The organism is Campylobacter ornithocola (assembly GCF_013201605.1).
In the GTDB taxonomy this organism is placed as follows: Bacteria; Campylobacterota; Campylobacteria; order Campylobacterales; family Campylobacteraceae; genus Campylobacter_D; species Campylobacter_D ornithocola.
Genome location: NZ_CP053848.1, coordinates 1,015,361 through 1,040,700, shown reverse-complemented (window position 1 = coordinate 1,040,700; position 25,340 = coordinate 1,015,361). Strand labels below are relative to the sequence as shown.

Here is a 25,340-nt window from a genome sequence, read left to right as displayed (position 1 = left end):
ATATCATTATGAAAAATAAATACATTGAGCAATTTGAGCAAAAACAAATTGAAGGTAAAAATGTTCCAGAATTTCGTGCTGGAGATACTTTAAGACTTGCTATTCGCATCAAAGAAGGCGATAAAACAAGAATTCAAAATTTTGAAGGTATTTGTATAGCACGTAGAGGAAATGGTGTAGATGAAACTTTCATCGTACGTAAAATCGGTGCTAATAATGTAGGCGTTGAGAGAATTTTCCCTATTTATAGTGAAAGTTTAGAAAGTATTACAGTGTTAAGAAAAGGACGCGTACGCCGTGCTAGATTATTCTATTTAAGAGATAGAAGAGGTAAGGCTGCTCGTATTAAAGAACTTAAAAAATAAAAGTGAAATTTAGAACTCAAATGTATGAAGTAATTTCTTGGGAGCAAGAAATACAAAAAGGTATAAATATATCTAAAAAAATAGAAAATACTTATGCTAAAGAAATCTGCATAACTATGTCAAAGGATAGCTTTATGAAAGATCATAAAGCACCTTTTGATATTACTATACAAATATTGAAAGGCTCTGTTGATTTTGGGGTTTCAAACCAACAGATTTTACTTAAAACTTTAGATAGTATTAGCTTAAAGGCTAATGAAATTCATAATCTTTTAGCTTTAGAAGATTCTATAATCCGTTTAACATTATACAAACAAGATAATTTTGGACGTATTGAAAATATTTTAAAATCTTAGTTTAAGCCTTATTTTGTATAATTTTAGCTTATCTAAATTAGGAAGTTAAACTATGAAATGGACAAAAAAATCTTGGAGAAATTATAAAATTCAACAACAACCACAGTATCTTGATGAAAATGAATTACAAGAAGTTATTAAGAGGCTAGAAAAATTACCACCACTAGTTTTTGCAGGTGAAGTAGACAAATTAAAAAAATCTCTTGCTAAAGTTACAAATTCACAGGCATTTTTGCTTCAAGGAGGGGATTGTGCGGAGAGTTTTATAAATTTTGGTGCTGATAATATAAGAGATATGTTTAAAGTTATGCTTCAAATGGCTATAGTGTTAACTTTTGCAGGATCTTGTCCTATTGTTAAGGTGGGTCGTGTTGCAGGGCAATTTGCAAAACCAAGAAGTAGTGACTTTGAAGAAGTAGATGGTGTAAAGCTTCCAAGTTATCGTGGGGATATTATCAATGGTTTTGAATTTAATGAAAAATCAAGAATAGCAGATCCCAAAAGAATGCTAGAAGCATATTATCAAAGTGCTACAACTTTGAATTTATTAAGAGCTTTTTCTAGAGGTGGTTTGGCAGATTTAAGAGTGGTGCATAAGTGGAATTTAGGATTTTTAAAAAAGGCAGAACTTGGTAAAAAATATGATGAGCTTAGCGAAAAAATTACTCAAGCTTTGGCTTTTATGCAAGCTTGTGGTATCACAGATACACCAAATCTTTCTCAAACGGCCTTTTATACTTCTCATGAGGCTTTGCTTTTGCCATATGAAGAAGCATTAACAAGAGTAGATAGTTTAAGTGGTGAAATTTATGATTGTTCAGCACATATGCTTTGGATAGGTGAGCGTACTAGAAATGCCGATGAAGCACATGTGCATTTTTTAAGTGGAGTGAAAAATCCACTCGGTGTTAAACTTAGTGCTAATTATGATTTAGATGAAATAAAAAAGTTAGTAAATATTTTAAATCCAAACAATGAAGCAGGAAGACTAAATTTTATCATTCGTATGGGATGTGATAAGATAGCAAATTTTTTACCAAAATTATTTAAAGAATTAAAACAAGAAGGTTTTAATATACTTTATAGCATAGATCCTATGCATGCAAATACAGTTAAATCGGGAAATTTTAAAACAAGAGAATTTGATAAGATTATGCAAGAAGTTCGTACATTTTTTGAAATAGCAATGAGTGAAAAAGTCTATCCAGGTGGAGTACATTTAGAAATGACTGGACAAAATGTAACTGAATGTGTAGGGGGCTCTTTAAATATCACTCAGGAAGAACTTTCTAAACGCTATGAAACACAATGCGATCCAAGATTAAATGCTGATCAAGCTTTAGAATTAGCGTTTTTGATAGCAGATTTAGTGAAAAAGGCAAGGAAATGTTAAAATTTTATGGTATAAAAAACTGCAATAGTGTTAAAAAGGCCATGGATTATTTAAACTCTAAGCAGATTAAATTTGAATTTTTTGATATTAAAAAATTAGATGAAATAACTTTAAATTTTTGGCTTAGCAAAAGAAGTATTTTAGAACTTGTAAATACAGCAGGTATGAGTGCTAGAAAAATAGGATTAAGTAAAGAAAAACTCCAAAGTCTAAGTCAGGATGAGATTAAAGCGATAATTTTGCAAAGTCCAACACTTATAAAACGCCCATTAATCGTAAAAGATGATGAAATTTTTATAGCTAAGGAATATGAGGATTTTTAAAATGCTAGAGTTTTTACTCTAGCATCTAAGGAGTTTCTCGAAATTTTTAGAATTTATATTTAAAACCTACTTGACCACTTACATAAGTTTCATTTTTACCATCTGTTTTACCAGCTAGTATTTGTTTAGCTCCAATACCTGCATTTAAGCTAAATTGTTCATTAATATCTACATTACCACCTACAATGATTTGTCCATAAGTTTTTTTCTTATCATTACTTTTTACACTAGGTAGTGCTACTCCATTTAAACTTGCTACAAAATCATCTCCATTGTTCATTACATATTGTTCTATTTTTGGAGTGATAAATAAATATGATTCTTCACTCATATATTTTCTAAATTCAGTACCTAATTCTAAAGAGATAGAATTGTTGCTAGCGCTATTAACATCCTTTCCAGCAACTCCGCTTTCACTATAATTTGGAGTGTGTGCGTAGTAGTAGTTTGCCCCTGCAAAAGGTTTGATAAATAAAGTGTTATCACTAAAATCAAAAACATATCCCATATTAGCACTTAAACCAAAGAATTTTCTATTAAAATCAGCACTATTTGTTGTGTTAAATCCTCTATTTATAATATCTTGATCTGTAGGAGAAATTTGAGCATAAGCTTTAACATTAACTTCAACTTTTGGACTTATATAGATATTAGAATAAGCACCAAATTGGAAGTTATCTGATTTTTGTGTCAAAAGATTATCTTTTATTTCAGCATTTGCATAAGTAAAATAAGCTCCAATAATAACATCATCATTGACTTTTCTATCCATACCTATAGTAGCTCCATATAAAGCACCGCTATCTCCATCTATGATATTTGCACCACCTATTATATTACCCCAAATGCTGTTTTTATAATTATCTACATAATTTCCTCTATAATCATTTGCAGCAAATCTTATTTGAGATAACTTCATGGCATAATTTCCATAAGGATTATTTAGCATAGCTACACGAGAACCTATAGATATATCATTAGAAACATTGATGGTCGAGTTTATACCTGATGAAGCTTGATTTATATTTGAGATAGATTTAGCTGAATCTTTTATATCATTTGCTACTTGTTCTCCAACTTTGTCAAATTTGATACTACCTATTGCATTAAAATCTTTACCGAGTGCAAGTCCATCTAAAATTTTAGAAACAAAATCTTTATTAGAAACTGAAACACTAGAATCATTTTTAATATAATCGTCGTTAGAAATTTCTCCACTTCCAGCACTGTCAATCATATCTTGAATTTGTTTTACTTGTTCATCAATTTTTGCAATGGCTTCATCTATTTTTTCTTTATTAGCACCTTCATCATCTTTGGCATCTTCTAAATCAATTTTAATTAATTCTAGATATTTTTTATCACTTTCTAAAACCATCTTGTTGTTATTTACATTTTCATTTGCACCACCGCTAATTAAAAGTTTATTATCTTTTGTAGAAAGTTCATAATCAACAAAATCTTTTACATCCATAGCTCTTACAACTTCATAACTAAGTCCTAAGTCTTTGCTACTCATGCCAACAATACTTTCAAAATTTTTACTCATATTTGCACTAGCTTTGTTTGAACTTGTTATATCTTCATTAAATCCTTCGCTTGCACTCATGAAAACATAATTATTTAAAGCTAAATCACCAAAACTTGTTGTTCCTATGGAAAAGTTTGAATTTGTGATATTTGCTTTACCATTTACTTGTATGTGGTTTTGACTTTTATTGCCACCTATGGTAAATAGAGTAGATTGATCTGCTGTAAAATTTCCATTTACTTCAAGAGAACCTTGAAGTCCATGTCCATCAGCGATTAAAATAGCTGAAGATTTTACATCATCTAAAACACCCTCTACAGGATTAGATGAACCTTTTATGCTAAAGTCTCCATTAACTATAGACTTTCCATCTAAGCTTTGAAATATCACATCTGTAGCTTCTGTTTTTTTAGCATTAATGGTATAGTTTGTTACATAATTAGCACCTTCAGAAGTATTTTTAAAAGTAAGATTGTTAGAGCCTAAGTTAATATTTACTCTTGAGAGGTCTTTATATTCATCTTTAGCTATAGCATTAGCTAGGTCTGTGTGGTAAAGATTTAGAGTTAAATCACTATTTGTATGATCTTTTTTTAGGTTGAAATTTCTACCATCGCTAGTTTCAAAATACTGATCCATATTACTATCGTAGATAGTTATCTCTTGTGCTAAGGCAGCACTGCTTAATAAAGCACTAATGCTAACTCCCATTAAAACTTTACTTGTATGATAAGAAAGTTTCATTTGATTGCTCCTTTAATTTTAAATTAAAAAAAAGCATTATACCCCCCCCCATAAATTTAAGTTTAAAGTAAATGAAAACTAAAAAAATATTTAAATTTTTTGTCTTTGGTAGATTTTTTTTATTTTTGTATCTAAATTATAAGCAAATTTAAATAAAGCAGGTACTACTAAAAGCGTAAGTAAGGTAGAGCTAATAAGACCAAATATAATAGCAATGGCCATAGGAGAATTTCCTTCAAAGCCAGAACCCTTTGAAAGTGCTAGTGGAAGCATAGAAAAAATCATTGCAAAAGTAGTCATTAAAATGGCTCTTAAACGACTTTTTCCTGCATAAATTAGTGCTTTTTCTACTTCCATACCCTCATTGCATTTTTTATTAGCTACATCTACTAATAATATAGCATTTTTACCTACCATACCAAAAAGTAAAATAATAGCCACAAGTACAAATAAAGAAAAATGATTTCCTGTGATAAAAATTCCAAAACATGCTCCACCAAAAGCTAAAGGCATACTTATCATGATGATTAAAGGAAGTATTAAGCTTGAGTATAAAGAAGCAAGAATTAGATAAATTAAAATCATTCCTAAAGATATAGAAAATAAAAACCCGCTAATGGTATCATCTAAAAAGTCTAAAAATCCAGAATAAGCAAAAGATAGATTGCTATTTCCTAAAATATAAGCTAAATTGGATTCAAAAATATTTCTTACATCACCTAAAGAAATGTTTTCTATACTTGAAGTTAGTTTTATGCTTGTGGTTTTATTGTGTCTATTGATTAGTGATAGATCTTTTTTGTATGAAAAATTTGCAATGCTAGAAAGCTTTATATTTTCATTGTATTGATTTTTAAGTTCGATTAGCTCAAGACTTGTTGGATTTTTCTTAAAAGTTTCATCAAAACTAAGGATAATTTCATCTTTGAAATTTTTATAGTCCATATTTCCAACGCTTAAATTTCCAAAAGAATAAGCCAAAACATAGGCAAGTTCTTGAGGATTGATACCAAGTTTTGCTGCTTTTTCTTTATTGATAGTGATGGCTATTTCTTCTTTTAAATCTCCTTCATTATCATCTATAGCAACAAAGCCTTCATGTTTTAAAAACACTTCTTTCATTCTATCAATAGCTTCTTTTATCAGTTTTAAATCATCTCCTAAAATTTGAATTTGAACCGGATCTTCAATGCCTGCTCCTTCTATTTTAGGGAGTTCTAAAACTTTTATTTTTAAATCTTTATATGAGTTTAATTTTTCTTGAAAAAGACTTATAAGTTTAGGTTGTCTGAATTTTCTTTCATTTAAAGGTTTTAATTTTACATAAATCTTTGCTTTTTTAATTTCCTTTGCATCACTATATCCTATGAGTAAATATGCATAGGCAACATTTGGATCTTGTTTTATATTTTCATATACTTTTAAACTTTTTGCCTTCATAGCTTCTAAAGATAAGTCGTTTTTGCTTTCTAATAAAACTTGTATTTCGCTATCTTCTTCTATAGGTAGAAAATCTAATCCTATTTTAGGAGCTAAAGAAAAACACAAAATAATTATAACAAGCGTTGATAGGATAAATTTAATCTTATTAGCTAAAACTTTATAAAGTAAATTTTCATAAAAAAGGTCAAGTTTTTTAAACAAGAACTCGCTTTTTTTATAAAATGTGCTTTCGTTAGTGTTTAAAAATCTAGCACTTAAAGTAGGTATTAAAAATACACTTACAAGATAGCTTATAATCACACCAGAAGCAACACTTGTAGCTAAAACATTAAAAAATAAACCAGGAATTGAATTCATATAAGCAATAGGTATAAACACGCACAATAAAACAGCACTAATACTTAAAACACTAAAACCAATTTCTTTAATTCCTTCAAATGAAGCTTGCAATGGAGGGAGACTTTTTGCTTTTTTAGCTATACTTTCAATTATAACAATAGCATCATCAATAAAAATTCCTATACTTAAAGTAAGAGCTATGATAGTTAAGCGGTTGATATCATAACCCAAAAGATTAATAAGAAAAAAACTAGAAATAATCGAAGTTGGTAAAACGATAAAAGCTAAAATAGTTGCACTAATATTTCTTAAAAATACATATACTATTAAAAGTGTTAAAACTACACCAAAAATCATATCAAAAATGACTTGGTTTATGTGTTTTAAGATATTTTGACTTTTATCATAAACTATTTTAATTTCTATATCATTACCTGCTATTGTTTGTAGAGTTTTTAAAGAATTTTTGATATTTTCTATAACTTTTAAAGAGTTATAACCAGAAATTTTATTAAGCTCAAGTAATACTCCATTTTTTTCATTAAGCATTGCAAACTGCTTTTGATCTTCTAAACCATAGCTTATATTTGCTATATCTTTTAAAAATATTCCACTAAAAATACGTATATTTTTTAGCTCTTCTAAATTTTGTGCTTCAAAGTATCCTTTAATAGTAAAATTATCTTTTGAATTTTCAAACTCACCTAAGTATTGTTTAAAATTATGACTTTGAATGATTTTGGCAACATCAAGTGCATTGATATGGTATTTTTGTAAGGCATTAGGTAAGAGTTTGATTTGAACTTGTGGTTTTAAAAAGGCTATGTCATTGATTGTTCCAACACCAGAAATTCTTTGTAAAAAAGGTTTTATATCATTATCTATTTTGCGCATAAGTTTTAAATTATCATTAGAACTTAAAAACAACGATACAACAGAACCTGCATCAGGGGATATTTTTTCTAATGTTGGTTTTGCTGGAAGAGTAATGGTGTTAAGTTTATCTCTAATGTCATTTGCAGCTACTTCTAAATTTTTACCTAATTCAAATTCGATAACTGAAATAGAGAAATTATTATAACTTGTAGAATTGATATTTTTTATCCCTTGTACATCTGAAATTGCATTTTCTATTTCTTTGGTTATTTTTGATTCTATGAATTTTAAATCTCCATTAGTAGTAGTAGTGATTTTAATCAAAGGAATATCTACTTTTGGATAAAGATTAATAGGCATGCTAAAAATAGAAAAAGCACCAAAAATTACTAAAGCGATAAAAAACATCAAAATAGCAATGGGATTGTTGATAGCAAAACGATACAAGATTAATCCTTGGTGATGATTTTTCCTTCTCCAAAAGAACCTGGAGTAAAGCTTAAAGCTTCAACTTCTGCATAAACTTTTCGTGTTTTTATATCTATGCTTGGATAAATAAGTGTGATTTTACCTTGATATTCTTTTTCGTTTGAATCTATTTTATAAATAAAAATATCATCGATTTTTACTTTATCTTTGAATTTTTCATCAAAACTTATAAGTAATTTTACTTTTGGATAAGAAAAAAATTCAAACAAAACATGAGAAATTCCTTTAGCTCCATCTCCTATGTCGATGTATTTTTTAGAAACAATCCCATCATAAGGCGCTTTTAGGGTTTTTTTATCTATCAAGTCTTTATAGTGTTGTATGTTTAAAAAAGCCTTTTGTTGCAAAGTTTGTGCTTTTTGAAATTCAAATAAAATATTTTCATAACTTTGTTTATCTATTACTTCTTGAACTTTTTTAAATTTTTCCAAAGAACTTTTAGCATGCTCTAGTGCAAGAGTGGCAAGTTTGTATTCATTTTGTGCTAATTTTAAAGCTATTTGTTCACTAGAATCTTCAAGCTTAAGTAAAATTTGGTCTTTTTTTACTTTATCATTAACATTAGCATAGATTGCCTTGACTATACCAACGTTTTGCAGGGATAATTTTGATTGATTTTGTGCGAGTACATCAAAACTAGCATAAATTTCTTCAGCTTTTAAAGTAAGTAAAGAAAATAAAAATAAAAATACAAATTTCATTCTAAAACCTTTGTTTTGATATCAATCCCAGCTGTAAAATAATATCTTGCTTTCGTGATTTCATATTCATTTTTAGCTAATTCAAGCTGACTTTGGCTTTTGTATTTTAATTCTAATGCATTTAGATATTCTACATATGAACATAGCCCTGCAATGTATTTTTTTTCTATGGCTTTAAATGCTAGATTAGCTGCATTAAAACTTGCGTTTAATGCTTTTATTTTAACTTTAGAAATTTCAATTTCTTGTAAAAGATTATCTAGTTCTATATCTACTTTTCTTTTGGTTTTTTCAAGCTCTAGCTGGGTGATTTTACTTGTGTATTTTTGAGCTTCTAAGGCTTTTTGGTTAGCACCAAAATCAAAAATTTTCCACTCAAAAGTTATAAAAAAACGATTACTTTGTCCATGTTCTTTTAAAAAATCTTCACTTGTTGTTTTTAATTCATAAGGTAATTTAGGATTATAATTCATATCATAAAAGCTAAAACTATTTTGTAAAAATATTTTTGGAAACAACTCAGCTTTAGCAGAGTCTATTTTTAAATTTTCTAAATTTAATTTTTCTTGCATAAGGGCTATTTCATAGCTTTTGTTTTTTTCTTCACTTGGTTCTTGTAAGACATTTTGAAAAGAAGGTGTAAAATGTGTTTTACTAAGGTTGTAAATTTCATTTTTTAATTCATATAATTTTAATTCATTTTGAGCTAATTCATAAGAACTTAACTCATATTTTGCTCTTATGCTTTCAAGTTCGCTTTGACTAGCAAGTCCAGCTTGATAAAAATTTTCTAAACGTTTGAGTTGATTTTGTAGAGTGATTTCTTTTTGTTTGTAGCTCTTTACAATACTTTCTAAACTAAGGTAATTAAAATACAAAACACTAGCGCTAAGTGCCATGTAATTTGCCATATTTTCTTTTTCAAGATGAGCAAGCTGTTTTAAACTTTGCATACTGGCGATTTTTGCTTCTCTATTACCTCCATCAAAAAGTAAAAATTTAAGCGAAAGTGTACTCATTAGACTTTCTTGAGGTTCTATGATGAAGCGATCTTTGTTTGAGCCAAGATAAGAAACTCCTAAATGCAAACTTGGCAAATAAGCATTTTGAATGCTTTCTTGTTCTAAGATGCTTTTAGAAAATTGAAGCTGTTTTTGTAGGTAACTTTCATTATTTAAACTTAAATCTATAAAGTCTTTTAGGTTGTTAGCTAGTAAAAATAAAGGCAAGAAAAGTAAACATAAAATTTTCATTTTTAAACTTTTTGATTTATTATAAAAAATATAACTTAAAGTAATTATAAAGTTAGAAAATTTTTAAGTAGATTTTTACCATTTTGACTAAGTATAGCTTCGGGGTGAAACTGGACTCCATAAATGTCGTATTTTCTATGTTTTAAAACCATGATGATATTATCTTCACTTTGGGCTAAAATTTCACATTTTTTACCTATATGACTGACATAAAGAGAGTGATATAAACAAATTTTAAAATTTTGTTCAAGATTTTTAAAAAGTGAGTTTGGTTTAAAATTTATAGTTTTTACCTTACCATGAGTTGGATTTGGAAGTTTAGAAATTTTACCACCAAATGCATAAGCTATACATTGATGACCCAAACAAATTCCAAGAATTTTTTTGCTCTTTTTGAAGTATTTTATAGCTTTTAAACTTAGCTTTGATTCTTTTGGAGAATTTGGACCAGGAGAGATTAAAAGATGAGTAAAATCATACTTTTTAAGCTTTTTGGGGTTTTTAAATTTATCGTTTTTGATGATTTTATAAGAAATGTTTAACTCTTTTAAATAAAAGGCTATGGTGTAGGTAAAAGAATCATAATTATCTATAATTAAAACTCTCATAAAAACACCCTTTTTAAGCCTCTTAAAGAATTAATAGCATAAATTTCTTTAGCATTTAAAAGCTCATCTTTAGTGATATCTTTTTCTTTGATGAGTTTGTATTTTAAGAGTGCTTGTCTATAAATACCATTTAGGCAGTTTTTAGCATAAGGAGTAAAATATTCGCTGTTTAAATTTATGATAATGTTGGTTCTTGAACCCTCACAAAGTAAGCCTTGTTCGTTAAAAAAAACTATATCATAACAAATATTTTCTTTCCATAGATGAGAATTTGCTTCATATAAGCTACGCAGGGAAGTTTTATGATGTGTTAAAAGATTTACTTTTAAGACATCTTTACTTATGAGTAGTTTTTTACTTGAATTTTCTTGTATATTGCTAAAATTAAATTCATAAAGACCATTTTTAAAAAGTTGTAATTTAATAGCTTTTTGACCTTTTTGAGTAAAATTACTTTTTATAAAAAAATGCTGATGATTGAAAGCAAAATCATTGAAATTTTGTAAAGACTTAAAATGGATTTTTTTATCTTTACTATTTAGTATATTTTTAAAATCATGTATTAATCTTTGAGTTTCAAAACCAAAAAATTTAGCCGAGTTTAAAATTCTTACTAAATGTTCTTTAAAAAATAAAATAGAATTATTTTTATAATACATTGTTTCAAACAAATAAAAGTTAGGTTCTAAAATTTTGCTTTTTAGCTTTAATTCTTTAAATTCATCTTGCTTTTGCGAGTCCCACACAAGCCCACTTCCCACGCCATATCTTAAAAAACTATCATTATTTTTTTTCTCTAAAGTGCGTATGGCTACACTAAATTTTGCTTTGTTTTTATGGATTAAACCTATAGCCCCGCAATAAATTCCACGATCTCTTTGCTCTAAATTTTGTATAAGTTTGATGGTTTCTATTTTAGGTGCACCTGTGATAGATCCACATGGAAAAAGAGCTTTGAAAATTTTAAAATAATCATTTTTTTGTTTTAATTTACCACTTATTTTTGAAATGAGTTGGTGTAAAGTAGGGTAGGTTTTAACCTCAAAAAGTTCACATTTTAATGAATGTTTTTTGATAAGTTTTGAAATATCATTACGCAGTAAATCAACTATCATCACATTTTCACTAATAGTTTTTTCATCTTGCTTTAAAAAGTTTTTTAATTTTTCATCTTCTTTTGGGTTGTTTGAGCGTTTGATTGTGCCTTTCATGGGTTTTGTGATGATTTTTTTATTTTTGATTTTAAAAAAAAGCTCAGGTGAAAAAGAAGCTAATTCTAAGAATTCGTTTTTTATATAAGCTTTATAAGGGGTGTTTTGTTTAGGGTAAAGGCTTAAAAAACTCTCATATAAACTAAGATTTGATTGTAAGTGTAATTCTTGAGTAAGATTGACTTGATAGCTTTGTCCTTTAGCGATAGCTTGCTTGACTTTATTAAAATTTTCAAAATATTTTTCTTGATTTAACTTTGATAAAAAGCTAGGGTAAAAATCTAGATTTTTTTCTTCATTTATAAACATTTTCCTTGTTTTAAAAGCAAAAAAATATAGAAAAGGCTCTTTGCTTTTATAGTTTTTATCTTCTAAGTATTTATAAAATTCATATTGAATATAACCTAAGAAATAATAATCATTTTTATATTTTTCTATGATTTTAAAAGCTTTCTTGCTTTCATTTTGAGTGTGGGCTTTAAGAGTGAAGGCAAGATCATCATAAAGATATTTTCCAAAGATAGCAGGTGGCATTTGCATCCTTCTTAGGTTAAAAAATACACCCAAATAGGCAAAGAAATAAAGGCAAATACTATACCAAAAGCTACTGAACTCACAGCTAAATTTGTATCAAGCTTAGCTTTCATAATCATAGCTGCCATCATAGTCATGGTTGGCATAGCTGATTCAAGCAAGGCGATGATAGAGCTAGGATTTAAATCAAAATTTAAAAGTTTTAAAAGTGCTAAAAATATCAAAGGGGTAAGTATCATTTTACCAAAAATGACTATTGAAGTAGCTTTATAAGAAGTTGTAATAGAGCTAAAACCTAAGTTTAATCCTATAGCAAATAAAGCTATAGGTGTAGCACTAGATCCAAGCAATCTTAAAGGTTCAAAGATAAATTCAGGAAGTGTGATTAGCTTAAAGCAAATTCCTAAAATCAAAGCGACAAAAGGTGGAAAAGTAAAGACTTTTTTTAGATTTTGTAAAAAACTTACCTTTTGTTCGCTAGCTAAAGAAATAACAAAGGGGGCAAGCAAAGCCACAGGAAGTGAGGTTGCAAGAGCATCATAAAGGATAATTTCTCCTAAAAAATAAGCTTCTTTATAAATTCCACTAATGATAGGTATGCCTACAAATAAAGTATTTCCAAAACTAGAAAGTAAAAAAATACTCACAAGAGTGCTTTTACTAAATTTAAAAAAGAAACCTAAAAATGTACAAAATAAAGCCGAAAAAAGAGCCGAAAATAGACCAATTAAAATGATAACAATTAGAGAAAAATCAAAATTTAGATGATAAGTTCTTTCAAAAATCAAACAAGGTAAAGCAAAAATAATAGCAAAATCTAAAAAAGCGCGTGCTTGTTTTTGTTTTAAAATTTTGATTTTTTTGGCAAAATATCCACCAAAAAGTAAGCAAAATATACTAAATAAAGAGGAGAAAACATACATATCTTACTCTAAAATATTAAGTTAAAAAACTTTTGACTAAATTTTGTATGAGTAAATTCCATCCATCTACTAGCACAAAAATAAGCAGTTTAAAAGGCATGGAAATCATAACAGGCGGTAGCATCATCATACCCATAGACATTAATACAGAGCTTACCACCATATCAATAACTAAAAATGGTAAAAAGAGTAAAAAGCCTATTTCAAAAGCAGTTTTAAGCTCACTTATCATAAAAGCAGGCACTAAAACCGTTAAAGGTACATCATCTATAGTTTTAGGATTTTCTAAATTTCTAATTCTATAAAATAGTGCTAAGTCTTTTTCTCTAGTGTTTTTAAGCATAAAATCTTTAAAAGGTTTAACACCTTTGGCAAAAGCTTCTTCATAGCCTATTTGCTCAGCGATATAGGGTTTTATGCCTTCGTTATATGATTTTGTAGCAACAGGTTCCATAATGAAAAAAGTTAAAATTAAAGCTAAAGTTATTAATATAGTATTTGGTGGCATAGTTTGAGTGCCAAGAGCGGTTCTTAGAAAAGAAAAAACCACTATAAGTCTTAAAAATGAAGTCATTACAAAAATAATAGTTGGAGCAAGAGCTAGTATAGTTAAAACTATAACTATATTTAAGGTTGTTACAAGTTGTTGAGGACTATTTGGGGCACTAAGGCTTAAATTCACAGTTGGTATGGTTGCTTCAGCACCAAAAAGAGTTAAACTTAATAAAAATAAAACTAACAAAACTCTCAAAATTTTTCCTTAGTTAAAATTAGAAGCAATATTTTAGCAATTTTACTCTTAAAAATACAATTTATATGATCGAATTAATATTTCATTTTTAAAATGCTAGAGTTTTTACTCTAGCATCTAAGGAGTTTCTCGAAAATTTTAGAATTTATATTTAAAACCTACTTGACCACTTACATAAGTTTCATTTTTACCATCTGTTTTACCAGCTAGTATTTGTTTAGCTCCAATACCTGCATTTAAGCTAAATTGTTCATTAATATCTACATTACCACCTACAATGATTTGTCCATAAGTTTTTTTCTTATCATTTCCTTTGATGATGAAATTTGAACTTGAGCCAACAAATCCAGCTACAAAATCATCTCCATTATTCATTACATATTGTTCTATTTTTGGAGTGATAAATAAATATGATTCTTCACTCATATATTTTCTAAATTCAGTACCTAATTCTAAAGAGATAGAATTATTTGTCATGCTTTGAACTTCTTTTGCAAACATACCACTTTCTTTGTAGCTTGGAGTGTGTGCGTAGTAGTAATTTATACCAGCAAAAGGTTTGATAAATAATGATGATGAATTTGGATTAAAAATTCTACCAGCATTGGCGCTTAAGCCAAAGAATTTGCTATCAAAATCAGCATTACTAGAATCACTTAGCATTGCTACGCTTTGGTCTGTTGGAGAAATTTGTCCATAAGCTCTTAGGTTGATTTCCCATTGATCATTTGGATTAATCAAAGAATAAATACCAAATTGATAGTTATCTGATTTTTGCTCCATAACACCATCTTTGATAGTTGAATCAGCATAAGTAAAGTAAAAACCAAGTAAAGCATTATCATTGATTTTTCTATCAGCACCTAGTGTAAATCCATATAAAGCACCACTATCTCCATCTATGATATTTGCACCACCAAAAACATTACCCCAAAAGCTATTGTTAAACGAAGAATTTCCATAATAATTATAAACATCACTTGCTAGTGCTGCTATATGGGTTGTGGCAAATTTTTCCACTAAAGCTTTATCTTGATAAGGATTTGAAAGTTTTGCTACCCTTGTTCCAATTGCTAGGTCATTTGCTACGCCTATAGATGAATTAACAGAAGAATTTTGAGCATTATTTACTATAGCTTTTGCACTTGCTTTTGTATTTGTAGTAAGTGTGTTTAGATTTTTTCCTGTGGTATCTAGAGTGAGTGCTGCAACAGCATCATTGCTAAGTTTAGAATCTAAAATACCATTTAGCATATTTACAGCTAAATTTTTATTTTCTAAGCTAATATCTTTCATGTTTTCAACTAAATCACTACCATCAGGTTTTCCGCCATTAGCTTCTATGTCTTTGATTTGTTGTTCTAATTTTTTAATTTGTTCTTGCAGTTCTTTTTCTGCTTGCGCTATGGCTTCAAGCATAGCATCATCGCCAATATATCCTGGTTTTTGGTAGGAATCTTTGTTATATTCTATATCATTTTTTATACCTTCAAAAGTATCTAAAGCTTCGTTTCTAATGTCAATTTCAGATTTTAATATTTTTGATAAATCTCTTACATTTTCATTAGCACCGCCGTTAATTAAAAGACTTTTGCCATCATTAGAAACACTAAGCTTATAATCTGTAAATTGAGCCAAATCAGTATCTTCAAAAAATACATTTTTTGGTAGTAAATTGCTTGTTTCAAGCATGCTTGTTATATCTTTAGTATATAGTGCTGTTACTATGTTTTTATCTATATCTTGGTTAAAATTGCCTGTTGTTTTTATAGCTACATAGTTATTTATACCTAAATTTGAAACACTATTTGTACTTATACCTATAGCTGAATCTTTTATATTTACATCTCCATCTACAGAGATTAAACCACCTTTTTTATTTGCATCATATATACCAATAAAAGAATTATTGACATTTAGATTTCCTTGTATATTCATATAGCCATCTCTTTCGCCATATCCATTCCATACAAACAAACCAGGTCTATCAAGTTCTTCATCATGTATATTATCATTTGTTATAGGTGAGCTACCATTAAGTGTAAGATTTCCTTTTATATTAAAAGCTTTATATGCTTCTAAAGAAGTTTTATCTTTATTTAGAATGATTTCTTTTGCTTCTAAATTAACACTATATAAATCATATTTTGCTTCATTAGTTGAAGTGCTGCCTACATCTATCCAATTATCTCCATCTCCAATAGTTAAAGTACCACTTGTTTTGATATTAAATTCTTTTATAGGTTTATCGTGATTTTCTCCTTTATGATAAGATTGAATATCTGAAGGATCCATTTTTAATTCTATATTTTCTTTAGAATCTAAACTCCAAATTCCATCTTTATAGTTGAAAAAATCAGTAAAATTTCCAAGCTTTATCTCTTGTGCTAAGGCAGCACTGCTTAATAAAGCACTAATGCTAACTCCCATTAAAACTTTACTTGTATGATAAGAAAGTTTCATTTGATTGCTCCTTTAATTTTAAATTAAAAAAGCATTATACCCCCCCCCATAAATTTAAGTTTAAAGTAAATGAAAATCTGTAAAAAATAAACAATGATTGGTAAGAATTTTTACTTTAGCTTGTTAAAATAAGCAATAATTTTTTATAAAGGTGTTTCATGAAAATTTCTGTGCTTATTTTAGCTGCTGGACTTGGTACGCGTATGAAATCACAAAATCCAAAAGTACTTCAAAAAATTTGCTCAAAAGCAATGATTTTACATATTTTAAAACAAGCATATAAAATTAGTGATGATATATGTGTGGTGCTTTCTCATCAAAAAGAAAAGGTTGAACAAGTTGTTTTAGAGCATTTTCCAAACACACGTTTTTTAGAACAAGACTTGCAAAATTTTCCAGGCACTGCAGGAGCTTTAAGGGGTTATGAGAGTAAGCATGAAAAAGTTTTGATTTTATGTGGCGATATGCCTTTAGTTAAAGCAGATGATTTAGAAAAAATAGCTTTAAATGAGAGTGATTTTAATGTGGCGGTTTTTGAAGCAAAAGATCCAAAAAGCTATGGAAGAATAGTTTTAAAAGAAAATAAAATTCAAAAAATAGTAGAAACAAAAGATGCAAATAAAGAAGAACTTGCTATAAATATTTGCAATAGTGGTGTTTATGCTATAAAAGCACAAATTTTAAAAGAAGTATTGCCTTTGATAAAAAATGATAATAAAGCTAAAGAGTATTATTTAACCGATGCGGTTTATTTAGCAAAAGAAAAGGGTTATGAAATCGATGCAGTGTTTGTAAATGAGCAAGATTTTATGGGAGTAAATGATAAAGTAGAGCTTTGCTTGGCTCAAGATCTTATGCAAGAAGCGATTAAAAAAGAATGGATGAAGCAAGGGGTGATTTTTCACATGCCTGCGACGACTTTTATTTCAGATGAGGTTGAGTTTGTAGGCGAGTGTGAAGTATATGAAAATGTGCGTATAGAAGGAAAATCAAAAATCATTAATTCTATCATTAAAAGTTCAAGTGTGATTGAAGATAGTATAGTAGAAAATAGCGATGTAGGGCCTTTAGCGCATTTGCGTCCAAAATGTCAGCTTAAAAATACGCATATAGGAAATTTTGTAGAATGTAAAAATGCTTTATTAAATGGAGTTAAAGCAGGGCATTTGAGTTATTTAGGAGATTGTGAAATAGATGAGGGAACTAATATAGGTTGTGGCACTATCACTTGTAATTATGATGGGGTAAAAAAACATAAAACTAAAATAGGTAAAAATGTTTTTGTGGGTTCAGATACGCAATTTATTGCTCCGGTTGAGATAAAAGATGAGGTAATCATCGCAGCAGGAAGCACAGTGCATAAAAATGTAGAAAAAGGTTCTATGTATATTAGTAGAGCTAATGCTCAGATTGTAGAAAATTACTATTATAAAAAATTAGGCAAAAAATGAAAACTATCTTACTAGCAGTAAGTGGAAGCATAGCTTTTTATAAAGCTTATGAGCTTATTTCTTTATTAAAAAAAGAAGGTTTTAGGGTTAAAGTTTTGCTAAGTCAAGGAGCTTTAAAATTTGGCACTAAGCTTAGCTTTGAAGCTTTAGCGGATGAAATTTTATGTGAAGATAACGAAAGTTGGCAAAATACTAATAATCATATAGCTTTTAGTAAGACTTGTGATTGTGTGCTTTTTGCACCTGCTAGTATAAATTCTATTAATAAACTAAACTATGGTATAGCGGATAATTTATTTATTCAAACTTTAATAGCAGTAGATAAAAATAAACCATTTTTAATTGCACCTGCTGCAAATACAAACATGTATTTACACTTTAGTACTCAAAAATCTTTAAAAAATTTAAAAGAGCAAGGCTATATTATCATTGATCCTATAGTTAAAACTCTAGCTTGTAAAGACGAGGGCTTAGGAGCTTTGGCTGAGCTTGATAGCATTATAAATGCTTTAAAAAGAAGCTTAATGCAAGAAGATTTTTTTAAAGATAAAAGTTTTATTGTAAGCGGTGGTGGAACTAAAGAAAAAATTGATGATGTAAGATGTATTAGTAATTTTTCAAGTGGAAAAATGGCAAAGGCAATTGCTGATGCCTTGTATTTTTTAGGTGCTAAAGTAGTATTAGTTAGCTCAGTGGAGTTTAAAGCACCTTATAAATTAGAAAAATTTGAATCTTCTTTAGAATTAAAAGAAAAATTGCAAAACTACAAAGAATTTGACGCTTTAATTATGGCTGCTGCTGTGAGTGATTTTACTCTTGAGGCTTACAAGGGTAAGATTAAGAAAAATGAGCATTTAAACGGACTTGATTTAAAATTAAAGCTGAATGAAGACATCTTAAAAAATTTAGATTTTAAAGGTAAAAAAATAGGCTTTAAAATGGAATTTGATGAGCAAAATGCTTTAGAAAATGCTAAAAAATCTTTAGCTGATAAAAATTTAGATATGGTGTGTTTAAATGTCTTAAATGAGCAAATGAACTTTGGAAGTGATGAAAATAGCATTTGTTTTATAACTAAAGATAGTATTTCTCAAAGTTCTAAACAAAGTAAAGAAAAACTTGGTTTTATTTTAGCACAAGAATTAAGGAAACTTTGGTGAATATCATCAATTCAACCTTACCTGTAAGAATGCAAATTCTAGAAAAACGCGCATATAATCGCTATGTATTACTTTTAAACACTAAAAAACTTGAAACTAAAAGCATGATAGAACTTGAAGTGGGAGAGGAGTATTTAGCTGAAGTTTATGAAGATAAAGGTGTGATTTCTTTTAAAAATCTTTTGAAAAAGCCTAAAATTAGACTTTTTGAAGAAGGAGTGGGGCTTATAGAAAAACTTTTGCAAGAAGGCGATGAAAAAGCTTGGTATAAAAAATTCATTACCCAAAAACTTATGGAAAGTAAAAGCGCATATGAGTTTGAAATTTATAAGGAAATGTTTTTTGCATTTTTTGAAGGAATTTATCATATACCTTTTGTTTATGATGGAAATAGGGCTTTGTTTGAAGCTAGAAAAAATGGTGATATTTTAGAGGTGTATTTGTATTTTGAAATTTTTGGTGCCTTAAAAATTATCATTGATAATGGTAAAATAACTCGTATACAAACACCTTTTGTTAAAGTAGCACAATTTTTAAATGAGTATTTTAAATTTGAAGTGGTTAAATCACTTAATCCTATGTTTGTTTTTAAAAGATTGATGGATATAAAGGGCTAAAATGAACGAGCTAAAACACCTTGCAGTGGTAATGGATGGCAATAGAAGATGGGCTAGGAAAAATGGACTTTTAGAAAAAATTGGTTATAGTCAAGGTGCTAAAGTAGTTGAAAAAATCATAGAAGTTTGTATAGATGAAAAAATTCAAAACCTAACTCTTTATGCATTTAGTACAGAAAATTGGCAAAGGCCAAAAGAAGAAGTAGAATTTCTTTTTAAATTGCTAAACAAATATCTTGATGAGTCTTTACCTAAATTTATTGCTAATGAAGTTCGTTTTAAAGCTATAGGAAATTTAAGTCTTTTAGATGAATTAACTTTGAAAAAAATACAAAATTTTCAAGAACAAACTAAAAATCATACAAAATTATGTGTAAATTTGGCTATTTCTTATGGCGGTAAGGATGAAATAGTTAGAGCGGTTAAAAAGGTTGTTGAAAAAAACCTTGAAATTAATGAAGCAAATATACAAGCAAATCTTGATTTAAGCGAAGATGTAGATTTATTTTTAAGAGTAGGAAGTGCAAAGCGTATTTCAAATTTTTTATTATGGCAGTCTAGTTATGCAGAAATTTATTTTAGTCAAACCTTATTTCCTGCACTTACTAAAAAAGAAATCGCAAATATAATTACTGAATTTAAAAAACGCAAAAGAACTTTTGGTAAATGATATTTTTCTTTTTACTACTAGGGCTTTGCGTGGGTTCTTTTGTTAATGTTTTAATTTTAAGAACTATTTGTAAGGAAAGTATTATAAGTCCAAGATCAAAATGTCCTAAGTGTCATAAAACTTTAAATTTTTATCATCTCTTCCCTTTGTTTTCTTTTGTATTTTTAAAAGGAAAATGTGCTTTTTGTAAGGAAAAAATTTCTTTAATTTATCCTTTTAATGAGCTTATTTGTGCATGTTTATTTGTGTTTGCATTTTATCTAATTGAAGATATTTTTCAAATTTTAATTTTTGCTTGTATGTTGGCTATATTTTTAGCACTTTCTTGGATGGATTATTATCTAAAAGCAGTGAGTGATCTTTGGCTTTGGATTTTGTTTGTTTTAGCTTTTTGTTTTGATTTTTTGCAAAATGGTTTTAATTTAGAGAATTTTCAAGATAGTTTTTTATTTAGAGTGTGTTTTGGGGCTGGAATGATTTTTTTGCTAAAAAGTGCAATTAATTTTATAAAAAATTTTAAAAAAAGAGATGAAATTTTAGAAAGTTTAGGGGAAGGTGATGTTATAATAATAGCTTTAATTTTTGGAATTTTTGGCTATGAAAAAGGCTTTTTAATTCTATTTATAGCATGTTTTTTAAGTCTTTTAATGTTTATAAAAATAGCTAAGAAAGATTATCAAATGCCTATGATTCCTTTTTTATTTTGTGGAATTTTGATAAATTTAAGTATAGAAAGTATAGTATGAAACTAGTTTATAAATATCTGCTTAATCAGTTTTTAAGCACGATGTTGTCTTTATTTTTTACTTTATTTATTATTGTTTCTATTGTATTTTTTATCCAACTTGCAAAAATTACATCTTATATAGAAATATCTTTTTTTGAGCTTTTAAAATTATATATATATCTTTTACCAAAAACATTGGCATTTACTTTGCCTATATCATTTTTTATTGCTTTGACTTTATCTTTTTATAGATTATCAAGAGAAAATGAAAGTACGGTTTTGTTTGCTTTGGGTTTAGCACCAAAAATGTTAGCAGGTTTTTTTATAAAAATTGCTACTTTAGTTAGTGCTTTTATGCTTGTGGTGGTTTTGGTTTTCATTCCTATTTCTTTTGAGCTTTTTGATAATTTTGTTGATTATAAAAAAATTAGTGCTAAAGTAAGTATAAAAACAGGGGAATTTGGACAACGATACGGAGATTGGCTAGTTTTTATAGATGCTAAAAATTCCGATGAAACTTATAAAAATATTATAATGTATTATCCAAAGAAAAATCCACAAGATAAAGAACGAGTGATTTTAGCTAAAGAGGGAAAGTTGGATACAAATGAGGGAGTAATCACCTTTAAGTTAGATGAGGGAAAAACTTATGAGATTAAAAATGAGGATTGGCATATTGCTAGTTTTAAAAAACTATTAATTAAAAGCAAGCTTTCTTCTAGAGAATTAAATACTAAAAGTTTTTATGATTATTGGTCTGATGTAACAAGCAATAAAGAAAAAGCGAAAGAATTTGTTATTTATGTATTGATTGCTTTATTTCCTTTGGCAAGTGTATTATTTGCATTATCTTTTGGCATAGTAACATATCGTTATGAAAAAGGTTTTGCGTATTTTGGAATTTTTATAGTTATTTTTGCTTATTTTGGTCTTTTGATAAGCTTTTATAATCCGCCATTTGTAGCTGTTGCATTGATATTTTCAATATTTTTTCTTGTTTCAAGCGTTTATTTTAAGATTAAAATTACAAATAAATATTAGATGTTTTTAAAATTAACTTTTTCTTATGATGGGTCTAAATTTCAGGGTTCAGCTACACAACCGCATAAACTTAGCGTGCAAGATACTTTAGCACAAGCTTTATCGCATTTGGGTATTTATGATAAGCCTTTATTTGCTTCAAGGACTGATAAAGGCGTGCATGCATTTAATGCAGTTGCTTGTATAAAAACGGGTGAGTATTTTAAAGATTTTGTGTATTTGAAAAATAAAATTAATCATTTTGCACATCCATTTATTCATATTAAGCGTATTCAAAAAGTTCAAGAAAATTTTCAAGTACGTTTTGATGTACAAAAAAGAGCATATCGTTATATTATAAGTCATGAAAAATATAATCCTTTTTTAGCCTCTTATGTGCATTTTTACCCAGAGATTAATATTAAATTAGCTAAAGAAATAATACATTTATTTGAAGGAGAGCATGATTTTAAACTTTTTCAAAAAGAAGGTTCAGATAATAAAACAAGCATAAGAATGATGTATAAAACTAGAGTTTATACTTATAAAAACTACACTATTTTTTATTTTGAAGCTAATGGTTTTTTAAGATCACAAATTAGAATGATGATGGCAAGTATTTTAAAAGTATTAGAGGGAAAAATGAGCCAAAATGAGCTTTTGGAGCAAATTAATGCTAAAAAGGCTCATTGTAGATTTTTAGCTCCAGCTAGTGGTTTGTATTTGAGTAAGATTTCTTATTATAATAATGCATGATTTTTTTATGTATAAAAAATGAAAAAAGAATGATTAAAGATCCTATGCAAAAAGGTAGTATCTCTACATCTACTCCAAAAATACTCATATTGATAAAGATGCTTAAAGGTATAATAGCATTATTCATTAGAGCTAAAACTCCGCTATCTACCTCAGTGGAGCCTTTATTCCATAAAAAATATCCAAGCCCTGAGGCAACAATACCAAGATAAATTAAGGCTATCCAAGAGCTTAAATTTGATGGTAAATTACTATAGTCTCCGAAAAATAAAAAAGCAGGTAAGGTTATACAAATAGCACCTAGATAAAAATAAACAAAAGCTTCTTTTTGACTTAAATTTGTATTGTTTTCTAATAAAATTTTATAAAAACTTTGTCCAGCGCCAAATACTATATTAGCTCCTTGTATGAGTAAAAATCCATATAAAAAATTAGAATTGATGTTGTCGAATTTAACTACAAAAGCACCAAAGATGCATATCAAAACACTAATAAAATACAAGTATCTAAGATTTTTTGAAAAAAATCCATAAAACAACACAACATAAAAAGGGGTAAAAATGGTAAAAAGAGCCACCTCGCTCACACTTAAATACAAAAAGGAATGATAATAAAATAAATTCATCATTCCAAGTTGCAAAGCCCCAATACCTATGAGTTTTAATTTTAAAAGTAAATTTAATTTAAAATTTAAAAAAGGTAAAAACACCAATAAAGATAAAAAAACTTTTGCAAAAGCAGCAAAAAAACTATCCATTTCTAAAGTAATAAAATGTCCGATTAATGGAAAGGAAAAAGCCCAAATGAAGCTTACTAATAATAGATTAATCATTTAAGCTACCTTCAAGTTGCAATAATTTTATTTTTATATCTAATCCACCATTATAGCCACCCAAGTGATTTTTGGCTACTACTCTGTGACAAGGTATAAAAATTGCAAGTTTATTTTTAGAATTTGCATTTCCCACTGCCCTAAAAGCTTTTGGATGATTAATAAAAATAGCAATTTCTTGATATGTTTTAGTTTGTCCATAAGGAATTTTAGTTAAAGCTTTATATACTTTTTGCTCAAATTCACTTCCGTGGATAGATAAAGGAGTACTGAAAGTAAAAAGTTTTTGACTAAAGTAAAGATCTAATTCTTCCAAAGCTTGCTCTAAGATAGGATGTTTTTGTTTTGTAAAATCAGGTTTTAATGTAGTAAAATCAACATTAACGAGTTTATTTTCATTGCTTTGTAAAAGAATATAAGCAAAATTAGCTTTATAGAAACTTTGATACATATTTTTCCTTGATTTAAAAGGAAGCATTGTATGAATTTTAAATTAATTAATTGTTATTAAAGCAAAAATTTAGTTAAAATAGTAATTTAATTTATATTCAAGGAAAATACTTGAGAATTTTATTACTTAGTTTAATTTTGAGTTTAAATATTCTAGCTTTAGATTATAGTTGTGAGTATGTTAAGGAAAACAAAACAGATTTTTTTAAAGAATTTGAGCCAAAAAATACACAAGATTTTACACAAGTGGATCTAAATTGTGCTTTTTCTTTAAAAAATAACCAAATTACTAAAAGACTATATGAACTTGCTAATGAAATTAGAGGAAGTAATAGTGCTTGTATGGGTGGAGAATATTTTAGCGATTTAAGACAATTTGATTTTAAATTATTAGAAATCGCGCTTGATCCAAGGACCTATCAAAAAACCCTGCAAGATTCTATGGTGCTTGAAGAAAAATTTGTAAAATTAAAAGCTTATTTTAGATTTTGGGCTTATCAGAGCATAGGGAATTTTAAACTTTTTAAAGAATTTTGGAAAGAGTACAATAATGCAATTAATCCTTTAACTAAGTATTTTCAAAATGAGTTTAATTTAGATAAAGCAAGTGCAATTTATTTTGCTAGTAATGCTTTAAATGAATTTTTAAATTGGGCGGTTGGTGAGACTAAAATTTTTAAAGATATTTCAGATTTTGAAAAATTTGTAGCAAATAAAAATAATTCATTAGAACAAATCAAAGAATATATTTATGGTAAAAAAATTAGTAATTTAGAATTAAATAATGGTTTTAAATCTGCTTTATTAAATAATAGAGAAAGTGAAATTGTAAGTGAATTTATAAAATTGGGCGCAAAAATAAATGAAGGTTATGAATCTGCTTTATTTTTTGCGTTAGATAGTATAGAGAATGTTAAGGTTTTACTTGAAAATGAAGCTGTTGTTGATTATAGAAATTCTTTTGGAAAAACACCTTTATTTTACGCAGTGGAATATAACAATTATGAGGTTGCAAAACTTTTACTTGAAAATGGTGCTAATGTAAATCAAAAATATATTAATGATAATGAAAAACTTTCTATTGCTAGTGTGGGAAGTAATGCTCCATATTTTATTACATTATGTGCACTTGAGCACACTTCTAAAAATATTTTTATGCATGGAGCAAATTATGCAGATGTAAAAATGCTTAAATTGCTTATAGATTATAAAGCAAATTACAAAGAAATAGATGACTTAGGTTTTAATGCACTTGATTTTGCTATCATTGCCAAGAAAAAGCAAAATGTTGAATTTTTAAAAAAGCTTGGTTTAAAAGAGAGTGAAAATTTAATGCTATATGAAGAGGAGTAAC

General features: G+C 27.9%; 23 protein-coding genes. 12 read left to right on the top strand and 11 right to left on the bottom strand.

Going from position 1 to position 25,340, the window contains the following annotated elements; genetic code table 11:
• The first annotated feature begins 8 nt into the window (after positions 1 to 8).
• From rplS to CORN_RS05355, 4 genes are read left to right on the top strand one after another with little or no spacing between them, the layout of a single operon-like run.
• Positions 9 to 365, top strand: a complete 357-nt coding sequence (rplS, locus tag CORN_RS05370; protein WP_066008678.1) for a 50S ribosomal protein L19 — start codon at positions 9 to 11, stop codon at positions 363 to 365.
• 2 nt (positions 366 to 367) lie between these two features.
• Positions 368 to 721, top strand: a complete 354-nt coding sequence (locus CORN_RS05365) for a cupin domain-containing protein (protein ID WP_094750336.1) — start codon at positions 368 to 370, stop codon at positions 719 to 721.
• A 52-nt stretch (positions 722 to 773) separates the two neighbouring features.
• Positions 774 to 2,114: a class II 3-deoxy-7-phosphoheptulonate synthase gene (locus CORN_RS05360; protein WP_066008679.1), complete on the top strand. Its 1,341-nt coding sequence runs from the start codon at positions 774 to 776 to the stop codon at positions 2,112 to 2,114.
• Positions 2,108 to 2,437, top strand: coding sequence for an ArsC/Spx/MgsR family protein (locus tag CORN_RS05355; protein WP_066008680.1), 330 nt, complete (start codon positions 2,108 to 2,110; stop codon positions 2,435 to 2,437). The genes CORN_RS05360 and CORN_RS05355 overlap by 7 nt, the downstream gene beginning before the upstream one ends.
• 46 nt (positions 2,438 to 2,483) lie before the next feature.
• On the opposite strand, the gene CORN_RS05350 is transcribed toward CORN_RS05355, so the two are convergent.
• The 9 genes from CORN_RS05350 to CORN_RS05310 form a co-directional block, all read right to left on the bottom strand.
• The gene (locus CORN_RS05350) at positions 2,484 to 4,712 is read right to left on the bottom strand and encodes an autotransporter outer membrane beta-barrel domain-containing protein (protein ID WP_172663984.1); all 2,229 of its coding nucleotides are present in this window, start codon (positions 4,710 to 4,712) and stop codon (positions 2,484 to 2,486) included.
• Between the two features lie 90 nt (positions 4,713 to 4,802).
• The gene (locus tag CORN_RS05345) at positions 4,803 to 7,817 is read right to left on the bottom strand and encodes an efflux RND transporter permease subunit (RefSeq protein ID WP_066008682.1); all 3,015 of its coding nucleotides are present in this window, start codon (positions 7,815 to 7,817) and stop codon (positions 4,803 to 4,805) included.
• A 2-nt stretch (positions 7,818 to 7,819) separates the two neighbouring features.
• Positions 7,820 to 8,560: an efflux RND transporter periplasmic adaptor subunit gene (locus CORN_RS05340; RefSeq protein ID WP_066008683.1), complete on the bottom strand. Its 741-nt coding sequence runs from the start codon at positions 8,558 to 8,560 to the stop codon at positions 7,820 to 7,822.
• Complete coding sequence (locus tag CORN_RS05335; RefSeq protein WP_066008684.1) at positions 8,557 to 9,813, bottom strand: TolC family protein; 1,257 nt, start codon at positions 9,811 to 9,813, stop codon at positions 8,557 to 8,559. The genes CORN_RS05340 and CORN_RS05335 overlap by 4 nt, the downstream gene beginning before the upstream one ends.
• Before the next feature lie 44 nt (positions 9,814 to 9,857).
• The gene (locus CORN_RS05330; RefSeq protein WP_066008685.1) at positions 9,858 to 10,421 is read right to left on the bottom strand and encodes an anthranilate synthase component II; all 564 of its coding nucleotides are present in this window, start codon (positions 10,419 to 10,421) and stop codon (positions 9,858 to 9,860) included.
• A complete protein-coding gene (locus CORN_RS05325; RefSeq protein ID WP_094750337.1) occupies positions 10,418 to 12,166 on the bottom strand; it encodes a chorismate-binding protein in 1,749 nt (582 codons plus the stop codon). Before CORN_RS05325 ends, CORN_RS05330 begins: the two co-directional genes overlap by 4 nt.
• An 11-nt stretch (positions 12,167 to 12,177) precedes the next feature.
• Positions 12,178 to 13,089 (bottom strand): AEC family transporter, encoded by a 912-nt coding sequence (locus CORN_RS05320; RefSeq protein ID WP_066008687.1) that lies wholly within the window; start codon positions 13,087 to 13,089, stop codon positions 12,178 to 12,180.
• Positions 13,090 to 13,105: 16 nt separating this feature from the next.
• Entirely contained in the window at positions 13,106 to 13,840 is a 735-nt protein-coding gene (fliP, locus tag CORN_RS05315; protein ID WP_039626461.1) for a flagellar type III secretion system pore protein FliP, read from the bottom strand.
• Positions 13,841 to 13,978: 138 nt separating this feature from the next.
• A complete protein-coding gene (locus CORN_RS05310; protein WP_066008688.1) occupies positions 13,979 to 16,303 on the bottom strand; it encodes an autotransporter outer membrane beta-barrel domain-containing protein in 2,325 nt (774 codons plus the stop codon).
• Between the two features lie 158 nt (positions 16,304 to 16,461).
• Here CORN_RS05310 and glmU point away from each other — a divergent pair, with 158 nt between their 5' ends.
• Genes glmU through truA form a run of 7 tightly spaced genes read left to right on the top strand, consistent with a single transcriptional unit; the run spans position 16,462 to position 22,704 of the window.
• On the top strand, positions 16,462 to 17,754 hold the full coding sequence (gene glmU, locus CORN_RS05305) for a bifunctional UDP-N-acetylglucosamine diphosphorylase/glucosamine-1-phosphate N-acetyltransferase GlmU (RefSeq protein WP_066008689.1): 1,293 nt from the start codon (positions 16,462 to 16,464) through the stop codon (positions 17,752 to 17,754).
• The gene (coaBC, locus tag CORN_RS05300) at positions 17,751 to 18,914 is read left to right on the top strand and encodes a bifunctional phosphopantothenoylcysteine decarboxylase/phosphopantothenate--cysteine ligase CoaBC (protein ID WP_066008690.1); all 1,164 of its coding nucleotides are present in this window, start codon (positions 17,751 to 17,753) and stop codon (positions 18,912 to 18,914) included. Before glmU ends, coaBC begins: the two co-directional genes overlap by 4 nt.
• On the top strand, positions 18,911 to 19,531 hold the full coding sequence (locus tag CORN_RS05295; RefSeq protein WP_066008691.1) for a hypothetical protein: 621 nt from the start codon (positions 18,911 to 18,913) through the stop codon (positions 19,529 to 19,531). The genes coaBC and CORN_RS05295 overlap by 4 nt, the downstream gene beginning before the upstream one ends.
• A 1-nt stretch (position 19,532) precedes the next feature.
• Entirely contained in the window at positions 19,533 to 20,201 is a 669-nt protein-coding gene (gene uppS, locus CORN_RS05290; protein WP_066008692.1) for a polyprenyl diphosphate synthase, read from the top strand.
• Positions 20,198 to 20,947: a prepilin peptidase gene (locus CORN_RS05285; protein ID WP_066008693.1), complete on the top strand. Its 750-nt coding sequence runs from the start codon at positions 20,198 to 20,200 to the stop codon at positions 20,945 to 20,947. The genes uppS and CORN_RS05285 overlap by 4 nt, the downstream gene beginning before the upstream one ends.
• Positions 20,944 to 21,969 carry an LptF/LptG family permease gene (locus CORN_RS05280; protein WP_066008694.1) on the top strand — a complete coding sequence of 342 codons (1,026 nt, stop codon included), beginning with the start codon at positions 20,944 to 20,946 and terminating at the stop codon, positions 21,967 to 21,969. The genes CORN_RS05285 and CORN_RS05280 overlap by 4 nt, the downstream gene beginning before the upstream one ends.
• Positions 21,970 to 22,704, top strand: a complete 735-nt coding sequence (gene truA / locus CORN_RS05275) for a tRNA pseudouridine(38-40) synthase TruA (protein WP_066008695.1) — start codon at positions 21,970 to 21,972, stop codon at positions 22,702 to 22,704.
• Here truA and CORN_RS05270 read toward each other — a convergent pair.
• Both CORN_RS05270 and CORN_RS05265 read right to left on the bottom strand, forming a co-directional pair.
• A complete protein-coding gene (locus CORN_RS05270) occupies positions 22,658 to 23,536 on the bottom strand; it encodes an EamA family transporter (protein ID WP_066008696.1) in 879 nt (292 codons plus the stop codon). The genes truA and CORN_RS05270 overlap by 47 nt on opposite strands.
• The gene (locus CORN_RS05265; protein ID WP_066008697.1) at positions 23,529 to 23,987 is read right to left on the bottom strand and encodes a methylated-DNA--[protein]-cysteine S-methyltransferase; all 459 of its coding nucleotides are present in this window, start codon (positions 23,985 to 23,987) and stop codon (positions 23,529 to 23,531) included. The genes CORN_RS05270 and CORN_RS05265 overlap by 8 nt, the downstream gene beginning before the upstream one ends.
• 110 nt (positions 23,988 to 24,097) lie before the next feature.
• On the opposite strand from CORN_RS05265, the gene CORN_RS05260 reads away from it, so the two are divergent.
• Complete coding sequence (locus CORN_RS05260; protein WP_066008698.1) at positions 24,098 to 25,339, top strand: ankyrin repeat domain-containing protein; 1,242 nt, start codon at positions 24,098 to 24,100, stop codon at positions 25,337 to 25,339.
• The last annotated feature ends 1 nt before the right edge of the window (position 25,340 follow it).